Raw genomic sequence first — 14,429 nt, 5'->3', positions numbered from 1 at the left:
CGAGCTAACATGAGTTTCAAAATCGGTCAGCGGATGATCGGACCCGATGCCGCTCCGTTCATCATCGCGGAGATGTCGGGTAACCATAACCAGTCTCTGGACCGGGCTATGGAGTTGGTTGAGGCGGCCGCCAAGGCTGGCGCGCATGCCCTCAAGCTGCAGACCTACACTGCGGACACGATGACACTGGACTGCAGCAGACCAGGCTTCATAATCGAGGATCCGAAAAGCCTCTGGGCTGGCGCTCAACTGTACGAGTTATACAAGGATTCTCACACCCCTTGGGAATGGCATCAGCCCATTTTCGAAAGAGCCCGCACCTTGGGCATGATCCCCTTCAGCACGCCCTTCGACTTCACGGCGGTGGATTTCCTTGAGTCGCTGGATGTTGACTGCTACAAGATCGCCTCGTTCGAGAACACCGATATCCCGCTGATCCGGAGGGTGGCGCGTACCGGTAAGCCGATGATCATCTCTACCGGGATGGCGACGGTGGCGGAGTTGTACCGTTCGGTGACGGCAGCGCGTGAGGCTGGCTGCGAGCATCTTGTGCTTCTCAAGTGCACCAGTACCTATCCGGCCACGCCAGCGAACACCAATATTGCCACAATCCCTCACATGCGCGAGCTATTCGATTGCCAAGTAGGACTGTCCGATCACACGATGGGTACCGGCGTCAGCGTGGCGAGCGTAGTGTTCGGCGCCACGGTGATCGAGAAGCACTTTACCCTGGCACGCGCCGATGGCGGTGTGGACAGCGCCTTCTCGCTAGAACCGGAAGAACTCCGCCAACTCGTGATTGAGACCGAGCGCGCTTGGCAGTCGATTGGCACAGTGCAGTACGGGGCCACGCAGGCAGAGAAGAATTCGCTGCAGTTCCGCCGATCTTTATACATCACACAGGACCTCAAGGCTGGTGATGAGCTTACGACGCAGAACGTCCGCGCCATCCGTCCCGGGTTCGGCTTGCCTCCCCAGCATCTGGACGAAATTCTTGGCACGACTGTCAAAGTTGACGTGGAACGGGGCACGCCCCTGAGCTGGAAGTTACTGAGATAAAGCTGAATGAGCATCATACGTCCTCGTGTCCTACTGGTGGGATGCGGCAACATCGCCGGCGGCTTTGACATGGCTCGGCCAGCAGAGGCTTTGCCAGTCACGCAGGCGGGGGCTTTTCGTCGTCATGGCGGATTTGAGCTGGCCGCATGCGTCGATCCCCTCGATCTAGCCAGAGCTGAGTTCGCGAAGCACTGGCAGATCCCACTGAGTGCCCCAAGCATTGATGCGCTCGGGGCCCAGTGCGGCGACTTTGACGTCATCGGCATCTGCTCTCCTACAGCGCTCCACCATGAGCACCTTGAGGCCGCTCTTAAGCTCACCCCCAGGCTGATTTTCTGCGAGAAGCCCCTGACCCAGTCGGTGGCGCTGTCGCGTGATTGGATCCGTGCCTGTGCCGACCAGGACGTGAGACTGGTGGTGAACTACACCCGCCAATGGGATCCGTCCGTAGCGAAGTTGGTTGAGGAGCTTCGTGCAGGAGTCTGGGGTTCTATACGCTCCGCCGTGGGCTTCTACAATAAGGGCGTGCTAAACAATGGCGGGCACCTGATCGACCTGTTGTTGCGCATCCTGGGGCCACTTGACGTAGTGGCGGCTGCAGCGCCAGTGTGCGACCATTGGGATGACGACCCCACTGTCGCAGGGCTGCTATTGAGCGAGGTGGGCCGTGTGCCGGTGAGTCTGAATCCCGCTCATGCAGAAGATTACGCATTGTTCGAACTGGAGTTGATCTGCGAGCTGGGTGTGATCCGGATGCGGGATGGAGGGCTAAACTGGGAAGTTCGACGTACCAAGAACAGCTCCCACTTTAAGGGTTACCACGCCCTTGCCGACGCCGAACTGTCGGAAGGTGGTTACACGCAAGCGATGACTCAGGCCGCAACAGAGATCTATGATTTTTTGAATCATGGGCAAGCTCTCCGCGGCACTGGTGAGAGCGCGCTGGCCGTCCAGATGATTTGTGACCAACTGCTTGTGGCCGCGACGAATGCCACCCCTTCAACGATTTGAGAGACTGATATGGCGAATTCTAAACTTGCATTACTGGGAGGCACGCCCGCCATTCCAGGTCCCCTCCGCGGCTTCCAAAGCATGGGCGAGGATGAAGTGGCTGCTGCCAGTGAGGTGATCCGCGGAGGTGTGCTGTCTGCCTATATCGGTGCACCTGGCCCCGGCTTCATGGGGGGGCCGAAGGTCCAGCAGTTCGAGACCGAGGCGGCTCAATACTTTGGCGTCAAGCATGCGATCGCCGTGAACTCGTGGACGTCCGGCCTTATCGCTGCCGTGGGTGCGATCGGACTTGAACCCGGCGATGAGGTCATCACCTCGCCTTGGACGATGGCGGCTACGGCGACGGCCATCTTGCATTGGAACGGGATCCCCATCTTCGCCGACATCGATCTGACGACCTTCAACATCTGTCCCGAAAGTGTGAAGAAGCTGATTACCAATAAAACCAAGGCGATCTTCGCAGTGGATATTTTTGGCCAGACTGCAGACATGGCTTCGCTTCGCGAGATCGCCACACGTCACGGACTCAAACTCCTTTGCGACACCGCCCAATCGCCAGGCGCGAAAACGGGTGGCGTATATACGGGAACGTTAGCGGATATTGGGGGATTCAGCCTGAATTATCACAAGCACATCCATTGCGGCGAAGGTGGTGTGCTGGTCACGAACGACGACTGGTTGGCCAAGCGTTTGTGCCTGATTCGAAACCATGCAGAGGCGGTGGTTCGCTCTGATGATCCGCGAGAGTTAAGCAACATGCTAGGCTTCAACTTCCGTATGGGTGAGATTGAGGCCGCTATTGCTTCGGTGCAGTTGCGCAAGCTGGAGGGGCGCATCCTGAGTCGCCAGCGAATCGCGGCCGAACTGAACCAAAGTCTGGCTGGACTCACGGGCCTCAAGACGCCGAAGGTGGCCGATGGCGCAACGCATGTCTACTATGTCTATGGAATGACCCTTGATACAGAACTGGTTGGTGTGAGCCGGGCTCGGCTGGTTGATGCCTTGCGTGCGGAGGGTGTCCCCGCATTGGTCGTGGGCTATCAGAACTTGCACTTGCTGCCGCTCTTTCGCAACAAGATTGCCTACGGCACGAAGGGCTTCCCTTGGAACTCACCATACTGCACCAGCGACGTTACATACGGTCCGGGCTTGTGCCCAACCGCGGAGAAGCTACACAACGAGACCTTTTTGGGCATCAACATTTGCATGAACGAACTGCCACCTGAAGACGTGGCGCTGATCGTCGATGCCTTCCACAAGGTGTGGGGTCAACTCGATCAGCTTAAGGCATGACGAATTCCTTCACGTCGAAACTGCCGCTGCTGAGCGAACCCCTGCAAGGGGTCAAGGTCATGCTTCGCCCTTTCCAGAAGACTGATATCGGGCCAACATATTTGGGTTGGTTGAATGATCCCGACGTGGTTCGGTTCAGCAACCAGAGACTTCGTCGGCACACGCTGGAAAGCAGCCTTCAGTACCTCTCGAGTTTTAAGGACAGCGACAACCATTTCCTGGCAATTTGTGACCGCGATAGCCACTCCATGGTCGGCACACTTACCGTTTACCATAATATTCACCACGGTACGGCTGATATCGGGATTATGGTGGGTCATGTTGACTCCTGGGGAAAAGGGGTCGGTCAGGATGCCTTCCGAACTGTTGTGCTTGCGCTGGAAAGCGGCATGGTGCGCAAGATCACGGCCGGCACCCTTGCCCTGAATGTGGGGATGGTCCGCATTTTGCAGAAGGTCGGTTTTGAATGTGAAGCTACCCGTAAGGGACAGGAGCTGCTCGACGGTCGACCGGTCGATTTGCTGTACTTCGCAAAGTTTTGCCATGCATGAGCTCGCCACACCACTTGCTGTGGTCTGCCATGACGCCGGCGCAACCAATCTGATCTTGGCTTGGTTGAAGGCTTGGAAGGGGGGCGCGGTGCGCGCATACATGCAAGGGCCTGCCGCAGTTCTTTGGCGAAGAACATTTCCCGATATACCGCTGTGCGAATCTTTGGACTCTGCGTTGGACGGGGCCGCCAGTTTGGTCAGTGGCACGGGCTGGGCTACCGAACTGGAGCACGTCGCTCGTGTGCGCGCAAAATCGCAGGGAATCCATACAGTGGCTGTACTGGATCACTGGGTGAATTATCCTCAGCGCTTCGAGCGGGGCGGTCAGGTGCAGTGGCCGGACGAGTTGTGGGTGGCAGATGAATATGCGCTGCGATTGGCAGACGCCGTTTTGCCTGGCATTCCGGTACGGCAGTTCGAAAACCTCTATTTGAAGGCTCAAGTGGAGTGTGTGCGGCCTGCGCCCGGAAAAGGTACGCTGCTTTACGTCCTGGAGCCGGTGCGCCAGACTTGGGGGAAAGATGTGGAAGGGGAATTCCAGGCGCTTGACTTCGCGTTGGCCCACCTGGATTCACTCTCTCCCTCCGGCGTACATCAAATCCTTCTGCGGCCACATCCTTCGGAAGACCCCGAGAAGTACCAAGACTACCTGGCGCGCGATGCGCGAGTGCGCATGGATTGCTCTGTGGACATATCGGACGCGCTCAGTTGCGCAGATCTGGTAGTCGGCGTCGAATCCTTCGCACTTATTTTGGCGCTGGCTGTCGGTCGACCTGTTTACAGCAGTCTGCCCCCTTGGGCGCCCGCGCTGCGCCTGCCTCATGCAGGCATTCAGCAAATCCGACATCGGATCGCATCATGAAATATTGCAAGCGTTGCCTACAGCCAGACACTCGACCTAATGCAAAGTTCACGGCCGAAGAGATATGTTCTGCGTGCGATTACTTTGAACGCCTTCAGTTCGTAGATTGGCAAGAGCGCTACGACATTCTCCAAGACTTGCTGGAGGAGTACAAGAAAAGACGCACAGGCAAAGGTCGCTTCGATTGCATCATTGGTGTCAGTGGTGGCAAGGACAGTTCCCGTCAAGCGCTATGGGTGCGAGACAAATTGGGACTCAATCCACTATTAGTCTGCCTCAGCTATCCGCCCGAGCAGGTGACCGAGCGCGGCACAGACAACATCTCTAACCTCATTGAGCTGGGATTTGACGTGGTGATCTCCGCACCGGCTCCGGGTACCTGGAAGCGTCTAATGAGGGCCTCTTTTGACAAATTCACCAACTGGGCGCGTTCGACTGAACTGGCATTGTTCAGCTCTGTGCCTCAGCTTGCCATTCACTACGGCATCCCACTGATTCTATGGGGTGAAAACCCGGGGCTCCAGTTGGGAGACCTAAAGACGCTTGGGCGGACGGGATACGACGGGAACAACTTGCGCTACATGAACACCCTCTCAGGTGGGGCGCTGGACTGGATCCGCGAAGCAGGCTTTGAGCTCAATGACCTCATCCCCTATCAGTATCCAACGCCAGACGAGTTCGAGCGGCACCAACTGCAGATCGTTTACCTGGGATGGTTCCTTGGTGACTGGTCTTTAGTCAACAACGGCATGTACGCAGCTGCATCCGGCCTCGAGATCCGTGAAGACACTGTGGCCAATACCGGCGACCTGCATGGAGTCACCTCGCTGGATGAAGACTGGGTCACTTTGAACCAGATGATCAAATACTACAAGTTTGGATTTGGTCGTGTCACTGACTACGTTAACGAAGAAATTCGACTTGATCGTATGACGCGAGCGGCGGCAGTCGAGTTGGTAGAACAGTACGATGACGCTTGCGGCGCGAATTACATTGCGACATTTTCCGACTACATCGGCATTTCAGTGGAGCAGTTCTGGAAACAGGTTCACGCCTCTGTGAATCGTCAGTTGTTTGACATTCAGTCTGATGGACGGATCACGCGCAAGTTCAAGGTGGGAGTTGGCTTGTGATTCCAAAAACAGTTGGCATAGTCGACTACGGCGTTGGGAACCACACTTCGGTTCTGCGTACCTTCCACGAACTGGGTTACCGTTGCAGAGTTTCAAGTCAGTTCGAAATACTAGCGGCGAGTGACGTGCTTGTACTGCCAGGTGTCGGTGCTTATCCAGCCGCCATGAGTGCGTTGCACGAACGTGAGTTGACCGAACCCTTGCAAAACCTGGCGCGCCAGGGCAAGCCGATAATTGGGCTGTGTCTGGGTATGCAATTGTTGGCTGACGAGTCGCTAGAGCACGGAGTAACCGCGGGACTGGGGCTGATCCCTGGGGTTGTGGTTCCGCTGGAATCAGCACGGTGGCACATAGGTTGGAACACTATCGAGGTGGTCAAAAATGATGAGTTGTTCCAGCCGAATGACGGTGAAGCGTTCTATTTCAATCACTCGCATGTGTTTTCCGCCCCTGAAGAGTATCAAGTGGCGGTATCTCGGTTGGATCAGCCGTTCACCGTAGGTGTGCGACGTGGCAACGTGGTTGGGCTGCAGTTCCACCCAGAAAAAAGCCAGACTGCTGGTCGTACGATGCTCAGGAACATGGTCGAGAGGTTGACGCGTGCTTAAGAAACGACTGATTGGCGTGGTTACCGTGCGCAACGGATGGGCTGTTCAGTCCGTAGGCTACCGTCGCTATATGCCGTTAGGCAAGCCAGAGATGCTCATCGAAAATCTGGATCGATGGGGTGCGGATGAGATTCTTGTTCAATGTATCGACCGAACCCATGCGCAGCTTGGACCTGACTTTGATCTCCTAAAGAGGGTTGGGGCCTTGTGCTTGTCGACACCATTGATATATGGGGGCGGCATCCGGAACAAAGATGACGGCGTGAGGGCTGTGAGCCTAGGGGCGGATCGGTTAACGCTGGATGCCATGCTATGGGATGCGCCTGAGCGTTTGGAAACCCTCTCCCGCGAACTCGGCACCCAGGCACTCATCGCGCATATGCCCGTGCGCTCACAAGGGCACCAATTGACCTTGCTTAACTATCGAGATGGTCAAGAATGCACGCTCAACTCGGCGTGTGCGTCGCGAATGCATCTTGATTGGGTATCCGAAGTCATGCTGACAGACTGGCAACATGAAGGACAGCAAGGAGGATTTGATCAATCCATACCGGCCAACTTTCCACTGGCAGGCAAGCCCTTGCTGGTGTTCGGTGGTTTGTCTGATCCTGTCCAGTTACAGCAGGTGCTGTCAAACGCAAATGTCGTTGCTGCTGCCGTAGGGAATTTTCTCAGCCACAAGGAACATGCAATCCAAAGGCTTAAAAAAAATGTGGTTGGCATTCCCATGCGGGCTGCGCACTACGAAAAAGAAGAGTAGTTCCTATGAGTCAGCATCTGAACACCCAAACAGACTACCAAACCTATTCTTGTAAGCGATGCCTCTACACAACCCAACATCCGCTTGGGCTGACAGTAGATGATGATGGCATTTGCTCCGGTTGTCGCGTGCACGAAGAAAAAGACTTCCTAGATTGGGCGGCCCGATGGAAGAAGCTAGAGTTGCTCGTGGCACCGTACCGTGTTGAAAGCGGCAAAACGTATGACTGCATTGTTCCCATCAGTGGAGCGAATGATAGCTACTACATTGTCCATTTGGTGAAGGAGCGGTTAGGTCTTAATCCGCTTTTGGTGACGTATAACAAATATTTCAATACGCCATTGGGCATACGAAATCTTGCCAATCTCCGGATTCGTTTCAATTGCGATATCTTGATTCAAAACGTCAATCCGACTGCGGTAAAAAATATCACCCGAACCACTTTGCGGGAGTTGGGCAGTATGTATTGGCCTTGTTTGGCTGGACAAACAGTCTTTCCGGTGCAGACAGCTGTCAACTACAAAATACCGTTAATTATCTGGGGGGCTCATCAAGGCGTTGAGCAGGTAGGCATGTTCTCTCACGAGCATGAGGTGGAGATGACCAGACGGTATCGCAAAGACCACGATCTGATGGGACACGAAGCTGATGATCTATTGTCTATTTTTGATACTTTAAAAGAAGATGACATCTGGCAATATCGCTATCCCGACGATGCCATATTGAACACGGTCGGTGTCCGGGGAATCTATTTAGGTAACTACGTCCGCTGGGACCCCAAAGAGCAGCATGAAAAAATGATCGCCAGCCATGGCTATCAAACCAGTCTCTTCGCGCGAACTTTCGACGCCTACGATCATGTTGATTGCTACAACTTCATGGGGCTTCACGACCTGATAAAGCAATACAAGCATGGTTACGGAAAAGTGACGGATCACGCATGTCGGGAAATACGCCACGGCCGCCTGACCCGTGAAGAGGGTCAAGCGCTTGTAGAGAAATACGCGTCCGCGCCGGCCCCTTATATTGATCTGTTCTGTAAATGGTTGGGCGTAAATGAGAATGCTCTAAAGTTCATTCTCAACCAGCACCGCAATCCGAGATTTTGGGAGCCAGTGCAACCAGGAGCCTGGAAAAAACGCAGTGAATCAGGGGTAGAGGGGGGCGATATGACTCTTGCCTCGCTAGGCTCGGCCGGCAAGTTTAAAGCTACACACAATCTTAGTCTTGATAAAGATGCTGCCTACATCACGATTGGCAAGGGGTATCCGGGATAGTTAATCATGCCGCGCATTAATATTTCAAACGTTTTTTGTAACCCCGGATTAAGAACTAGAGCGCAGTAGATGAACAAGCAACAAAAAATTCTCTGTCTATCGCGTTCATATTTGTCAAAATTGATGCCGACCCTTGCTCAATATGACAACGATTTCACCTACCTGCATATTGTTCAGACGGATAGAGAAGAGAAAATCGTCAAATCTCTGGGTGGAGTGGTTGTGCTCAACATGCAAAAAGCCGTCAGAGACGCCTTCTCACATGCCAATTCGGTATTGTGGCAAGAACCCGAAGATATGCGTCAGGTGACGGGCTTTGATTGGTCGGCCACGTATTCAGACCGCTATCTGGTTCACTATGACGAATCTCACCGCCGAATTATTGCCGGTGCATTGCAACAAGCCGTCGAAAAACTGTTCAAGGAACATCGGTTTGAAGGATTTCTTGGTGAGCCTGTGGCGCTATTTGTTACCCACCTGATCTTCTATCACTGCCGAAAAAATGGTGTTAAGCCGTTACTCTGGTGCAATACCTATTTTTCCGACCATTTCTATTTTTCTGATCAAACAAATATCTCGGTTCCAGTTCGTCGCCAGCCTCTGGACGAGGATGGAATTCCCGGTCTTACTAAAATAATAAAAAAATATGTCGATGGCATAATTGCAGATAAAACCGGCCCGTTATACCATCACGCTTTTTCAGGACCAAAACAGAATAAACTGGGGTATTTTAAGCAGCGAAGAGGGGAGTCGCCGCTGGTGTTGCGACCAGGTTGGTCAAGTCGACTGATTCAGATAGCGCGGTTAGCGCGTGCACGGTGGTATCGGATGAATTTCCGTTTCAACGGTGACTACATGACAGCAGGCTCCGTATCTGAGCATCAATTTTATCTGTCTTGTTTGTTCGCCAGACATAGTATCTACGACTTGATGCCACAGGGGCCGATAGAGAACAATGTTGTCTATCCGCTGCAATATGAGCCTGAGGCCTCATTGCTTTACTTCGCACCCCACGTCGTCAATCAAATTTCGTTTGTTGAGTCGATTCTGAAAGCTTTGCCAGATGATCGTATTCTCTGGGTAAAAGAGCACCCCAATCAGTTTGGTGCACTTTCTAATGCGGCTTGGCGCAAGCTCAAGATAAAGTATGGCAATTTGCGATTCGTTCATGGCAGGCAAAACGGTCGAGAACTCATAAAACGTTCTTCGTTGATTGTTACCATTTCCAGCACAATGGGAATGGATGCGCTGCTGCTTGGCCGCTGCCTGCTGGTGGCTGGAAGAGTTTTTTTTGACCGGTTTAGTGGGGCAATACAAACCTGTTCCTATGAAAAGTTAGCTCGTGAATTAAATGAACCAAGCAATTACCGACTTCGGGACAACATCATTGCCCTAACTGGTGAATTAATTGAGTTCGGACGGCACACTTATCTTGGCGATCCGCAACCGGCCTACGGCCTCTACGATCCGCAAAACATAGAAAAAATAATATACGCAATCCGGAGCGAGTTGATTGATTAAAATTAGTGCTCGCCAATGTGTAATTTTCCTGGATTTGATTGCCTGCCTTTAGATCTTTTGACGATAAAAAACCTTAACTAATCGCATTAAAATGAACGCAAAAACTTTTTATAATAATTACATCAAGACAAGGCCTAGATTAAATACGGCTATTCTACCCTTTCTCATATTCCTGAAGTTTTTTGTTGAATCAATAATTGCCGCGCCCAGACAGCTTTTGCAAATCGACTTCGTGCGATTTGTCGTTTGCTTGCCTCGCTATTTTCTATTTTATCTTTTGCTGAGGAGGCGCAAGTTCTCCGCAATAATAAGCGATGCAAATTCAAAAAATACTATTGAACATAATATGCGAGGCGTGGGGGAACTTTCGGCACCTCGATCACATATATTGATACGACCACTGTTGAGTATCGGCTGGGTAAAGCGAAATATAGAGAGCTTGCGAGTGCTGTCTATTGGTCCAAGGGTTGAGGGTGAAATATATAATTTGATGGGTTATGGTTTTAAGCGTAAGAATATTTTTGCGATAGATTTATTTTCATATTCTCCATTAATTGATGTCGGAGATATGCATTCAATGCAATACGAGAACAATAGCTTTGATGTAGTAATTTGTGGGTGGGTTCTGGGCTATAGTGATAATCGGGAGCTGGCTGCAGCTGAAATTTTGCGCATAACTAAGCCTGGGGGGATTGTTGCAGTTGGTAATGCATATGTGGAATTTGACTCAAAGATTGTTTCTGCTAATGTGGGTGTTACATATCAAATCGGCAGCAACGAGGTGCTAAATTCTCTTGATCAGATTGATGAGATTTTTAAAATCGAGCCGAAAGATTATATATTTAAGAGTGACGGATCGGAAACCAAAGTGATGGGGGATCCGATGATTGCGATTTTTAGAAAAAATGGCGCGCTCAATTCCCTTTGATGTATTTGCGAATAGTGTCACCAGTATTGATTGGATAGGCGGTTTAAAATGTCAAGTGTCAGAAAAATTGCGAGTTTTATCCGATGGAGACTCGTGCCAGTTCGCTATCTGACCAAGCTGTTTGATATGAGGTGGGGATATATTTTTAAGCCCTATCCAGTAAGGACTTCTATCTGTCAGGAGGTGGAGCGATCTGGCTACCAGGTGCCCGATGCGCTCGATGGACCTAACGTCGTAGAGGCGCAGGAGATGTATCGAGCCCGCACGACTTCCGTCGTTCCTAAAGATAGTGGTCACCCGTTTGTTAACCTGTTCAGCAAAGAGGATATTCATCCGGACAACCCGGTATTTCGTCTGGCCTTCTCGCCAGAAATATTGGATGTCGCTGCAGATTATTTCGGGAACAAGCTAATCCTGGACAGCATACAGGTGCTGTATTCCTACTCGACCAAGGGAGATGTTCGAGAAAGCCAACACTGGCATTTGGATTATGCAGACCGAAAATCGTTTCACGCAATTATTTATCTAAATGATGTGAATGGCGACGACGATGGCCCTTTTGTGTTTGTTGACAAAGCGGCAACTCAACAAATCGGAAGATCGATGATCGTCAGGCGAATTGCTGATGACCAGTTTGCTAGAGAGCTCGGCAATAATCCTCGCCATCAATTTCTGGGGCGATCAGGTTCGATGGTTTACGTTGATCCATCAGTTTGCTACCACTACGGCAGTCGCTGCAAAGAATCCCGTCTTGCCATCTTTGTGACTTTCAGCTCATGGTTTCCTTATGTTCAGCCGGTGCCCCTCATAAGAGAAAACCGAGAGAGAATTTTCCAGGCTGCCCAGCAAGTACGCCCCGATTTGGGTGTAGAGCTCCTCAGCGCGATGCTGCAGTTGAGCTAGTGTTCAGATGGGCTGGTTTATGTTCTGGATGCTACTGGCATCCAGTTTCGGATTTTTAAAGTTGATTGTTTTGGCGTCCTTTATGGATGCCCCCGACTATGGCCAATACGTTGCCATTTTCGGATTGGCGACTCTAGGTGGTGCCATTGCCAGTTTCGGTTTAATCGAGCGAACCATCAAGCAGTACCCCCGGCAATGGGCAGAAGGTCAACGCTCAGAGATCGTGGACAACGCTAAAGCTGTTCTGAAGACATTATTATTGCGTTTTACTCTCCTGACCTCGGCTGGAATGGCCGTCGTGGCCGTCGGGGAGGTGTCATTCGATTGGAGGCATGTTGCCTGCATTTGCCTTCTGGGATTACTCAGCGCCTGGCTCTCAATATTTGCCTCTTTACATCGTGCTGCAGACTCGCGTGAAGTATTGCGAACTTTCTTTTTATGGCGCAGTGGGCTGGGGTTCCTTCTTGCTTTGATTGGCGGAGTTTTTTGGGGGTGGTTCGGCGCAATGAGCGGAGAAATTCTGGCTGCTGTGCTCACAAGCGTCTATTCAACTTCTGCCTTGCGAAAATTGTATGCCCGAGCGCCGGAAGGCATTCATAGCTTGAAGGCGGATGGCGCGCGACTAAGTGAAAAAGGTCATGGAAGTCTCTATGTGGCAGGCATGCTCACAGCTTCAACAAGCATGGCTGATCGTGCACTGATTGGATCCGCACTGGGATCTTCGGCAGCGGGGGCTTATGGCGTCATCATGCTGCTACCACAGGTGTTCCAGATGCTTGTCAATGTGGTCACACAATATATTGGTCCACTGATCATCAAATTTGTACATTTGCGGCATCAGGATAAATCTCGCATCAGTGCACTGGGCATGCAGGCGGTTCTTCTGGCATTACTTGCCCTCATTGGTGTGGTGGCATTGCTGTTGGGTAAAAATTTATCGTTTATCGATGCTTTCCTGGCGAAATTTTCCATATCGGATATTTCCGTGGTGTTAGCCGGAATGATAGCGGCGGGACAAATATACAGTTTGATTGAATTTCATCTTATTGCCAATGATGGCGAGCGCTTTATTCTGGTAGCAAGTGTGTTCGCGGGGTTTCTCTTCTTTATACTTTTTGCTACCGCTATTTATCAATCCTTGTCGGTGGAGTATTTTGTCGGTGCTGCGGCCATCTCTCGCTGGTTACAGGTAGCCATATTGAGCTGGGCGCTCACTCGCGTGAAACTTTCGACATGAAAAAACAGTTGGGTGCTGGTGCAGTAGTGGTGAAAATATTGGCTCCACTATTATTGCTGGCCAGCACATTCCCATACGTGCAAATAGTGCCTAGCAGCGGTTACACGCAACCTTACGCATTATTTGTGGGATTAATACTGTTTGTTTTTTGTTTTGGCGTCGTTTTTCAATGGCGTAAATACGATCAGATCGCCATTGCAGGCCTTGGTTTTGTTGGGGTGATGCTATACATCATCACATGTCTTCCTTACGATAACCCCCTCGAGTATCAATATTTATTAACATACCTCAGCCCCTTGCTGATGGTTCCTGGTTTTGTTGCGGTTATTCAACATAAGACCAGACAGACTATATTGATTCTGCAAGGCTCTATCGTAATTTGGTTGTTCGTATCCATAATTCAACTGCTGATAAATCCCGAGTTCGCTACATCCTTTCTGGGTGAGTGGGGCAACAGCGCTACGGATATAGTTTTATCTGGTCGTGGCGTGTTGGGACTTGCACCTGAGCCCACACACAATGCGTTTCACACTTTGTTATTGGGTGCTGCACTTGCTTTGCTGGACAGCAGCAAAATCAGCCGCTTTTTGGTCTTCGGCTGCATAGGTTCGGCAGTTGTTTTAGCGGCGTCCAGTAGTGCTGCATTGATATTGCTGGCGTCCACATTAATTTGGTTAATGAGATACAAAACCTTATGGGGCATCGCGCTGGTCCTTATTGGTTTGAGTTTCTTGGCAGTGCTGTCGTCCCTGTTACAGCTTATGGGAGATACGGATAGCCGTTTGATCAGCCTGATGAAAGAAGCGATCGAAGACCCAGCCACTTTTCTGGTGATAGATCACAGCGTAAACATGCGGCTTGGTGGGTTATGGGCGGTATTGAGCGACTCTATTCGATCTGGTTTGCAACCCCACGGTCTTTCACATGATACGTGGCTACAAGCCAGAACCGAGATACTGAAAACATATGACTGGCTTCTCGACCTCAGTCTGACGGGGCCACCATCTGGTTTTGGGTTGTTGCTATTTCAAGGGGGAATCCTGGTCCTGCCATTTCTGTTCATGTTCATACATCGGTTATTTGTTAACCAACCTCGAAATCTGTTGGGGCAAATAATTTTGATTGCAGTTCCGTTGATATTTTTGAGTCAATTTTATATATCCGCTCCGTTATTTTCATTGATTTATGCTTGTGCTCTGTACAGGCAGCGCTGGAACGACATCGCTGTGCAGCAGGCATACCCGACTCGCTCTCTTAAATTGAATAGCTAGAGACGATGCAGGCGT

At 51.3% G+C, this 14,429-nt stretch carries 14 protein-coding genes; all 14 read left to right on the top strand.

The features are described 5' to 3' along the window. Positions 1–9: 9 nt before the first annotated feature. The 14 genes from pseI to ACH2CW_RS00705 all read left to right on the top strand — a co-directional run bounded on the left by pseI (position 10) and on the right by ACH2CW_RS00705 (position 14,414). Positions 10–1,059, top strand: coding sequence for a pseudaminic acid synthase (gene pseI, locus ACH2CW_RS00770; protein ID WP_395054845.1), 1,050 nt, complete (start codon positions 10–12; stop codon positions 1,057–1,059). A gap of 6 nt (positions 1,060–1,065) precedes the next feature. Beyond that, positions 1,066–2,070: a Gfo/Idh/MocA family protein gene (locus ACH2CW_RS00765; RefSeq protein WP_395054843.1), complete on the top strand. Its 1,005-nt coding sequence runs from the start codon at positions 1,066–1,068 to the stop codon at positions 2,068–2,070. A 9-nt stretch (positions 2,071–2,079) separates the two neighbouring features. Further along, on the top strand, positions 2,080–3,363 hold the full coding sequence (locus ACH2CW_RS00760; RefSeq protein ID WP_395054841.1) for a DegT/DnrJ/EryC1/StrS family aminotransferase: 1,284 nt from the start codon (positions 2,080–2,082) through the stop codon (positions 3,361–3,363). Then, positions 3,360–3,914 (top strand): GNAT family N-acetyltransferase, encoded by a 555-nt coding sequence (locus ACH2CW_RS00755; protein ID WP_395054839.1) that lies wholly within the window; start codon positions 3,360–3,362, stop codon positions 3,912–3,914. The genes ACH2CW_RS00760 and ACH2CW_RS00755 overlap by 4 nt, the downstream gene beginning before the upstream one ends. After that, complete coding sequence (locus ACH2CW_RS00750) at positions 3,907–4,776, top strand: hypothetical protein (protein ID WP_395054837.1); 870 nt, start codon at positions 3,907–3,909, stop codon at positions 4,774–4,776. The genes ACH2CW_RS00755 and ACH2CW_RS00750 overlap by 8 nt, the downstream gene beginning before the upstream one ends. Beyond that, a complete protein-coding gene (locus ACH2CW_RS00745; RefSeq protein WP_395054835.1) occupies positions 4,773–5,909 on the top strand; it encodes an N-acetyl sugar amidotransferase in 1,137 nt (378 codons plus the stop codon). The genes ACH2CW_RS00750 and ACH2CW_RS00745 overlap by 4 nt, the downstream gene beginning before the upstream one ends. Next, complete coding sequence (gene hisH / locus ACH2CW_RS00740; RefSeq protein WP_395054833.1) at positions 5,906–6,517, top strand: imidazole glycerol phosphate synthase subunit HisH; 612 nt, start codon at positions 5,906–5,908, stop codon at positions 6,515–6,517. Before ACH2CW_RS00745 ends, hisH begins: the two co-directional genes overlap by 4 nt. Further along, positions 6,510–7,277 (top strand): HisA/HisF-related TIM barrel protein, encoded by a 768-nt coding sequence (locus tag ACH2CW_RS00735; protein WP_395054831.1) that lies wholly within the window; start codon positions 6,510–6,512, stop codon positions 7,275–7,277. The genes hisH and ACH2CW_RS00735 overlap by 8 nt, the downstream gene beginning before the upstream one ends. A gap of 5 nt (positions 7,278–7,282) precedes the next feature. Then, positions 7,283–8,554, top strand: a complete 1,272-nt coding sequence (locus ACH2CW_RS00730) for an N-acetyl sugar amidotransferase (RefSeq protein ID WP_395054829.1) — start codon at positions 7,283–7,285, stop codon at positions 8,552–8,554. Between the two features lie 69 nt (positions 8,555–8,623). Continuing rightward, entirely contained in the window at positions 8,624–10,075 is a 1,452-nt protein-coding gene (locus ACH2CW_RS00725; protein ID WP_395054827.1) for a hypothetical protein, read from the top strand. 91 nt (positions 10,076–10,166) lie between these two features. Then, positions 10,167–11,003: a class I SAM-dependent methyltransferase gene (locus tag ACH2CW_RS00720; protein WP_395054825.1), complete on the top strand. Its 837-nt coding sequence runs from the start codon at positions 10,167–10,169 to the stop codon at positions 11,001–11,003. A 93-nt stretch (positions 11,004–11,096) separates the two neighbouring features. Continuing rightward, positions 11,097–11,906, top strand: coding sequence for a hypothetical protein (locus ACH2CW_RS00715; protein WP_395054823.1), 810 nt, complete (start codon positions 11,097–11,099; stop codon positions 11,904–11,906). Between the two features lie 19 nt (positions 11,907–11,925). Further along, positions 11,926–13,143 (top strand): hypothetical protein, encoded by a 1,218-nt coding sequence (locus ACH2CW_RS00710; RefSeq protein WP_395054821.1) that lies wholly within the window; start codon positions 11,926–11,928, stop codon positions 13,141–13,143. Next, entirely contained in the window at positions 13,140–14,414 is a 1,275-nt protein-coding gene (locus ACH2CW_RS00705) for a hypothetical protein (protein ID WP_395054819.1), read from the top strand. The genes ACH2CW_RS00710 and ACH2CW_RS00705 overlap by 4 nt, the downstream gene beginning before the upstream one ends. The last annotated feature ends 15 nt before the right edge of the window (positions 14,415–14,429 follow it).

The organism is Polaromonas sp. (assembly GCF_043778355.1).
GTDB lineage: Bacteria > Pseudomonadota > Gammaproteobacteria > Burkholderiales > Burkholderiaceae_C > Polaromonas.
The sequence above is the reverse complement of the archived record's forward strand: the minus strand, read 5'-3'. Positions and strand labels throughout refer to the sequence as shown.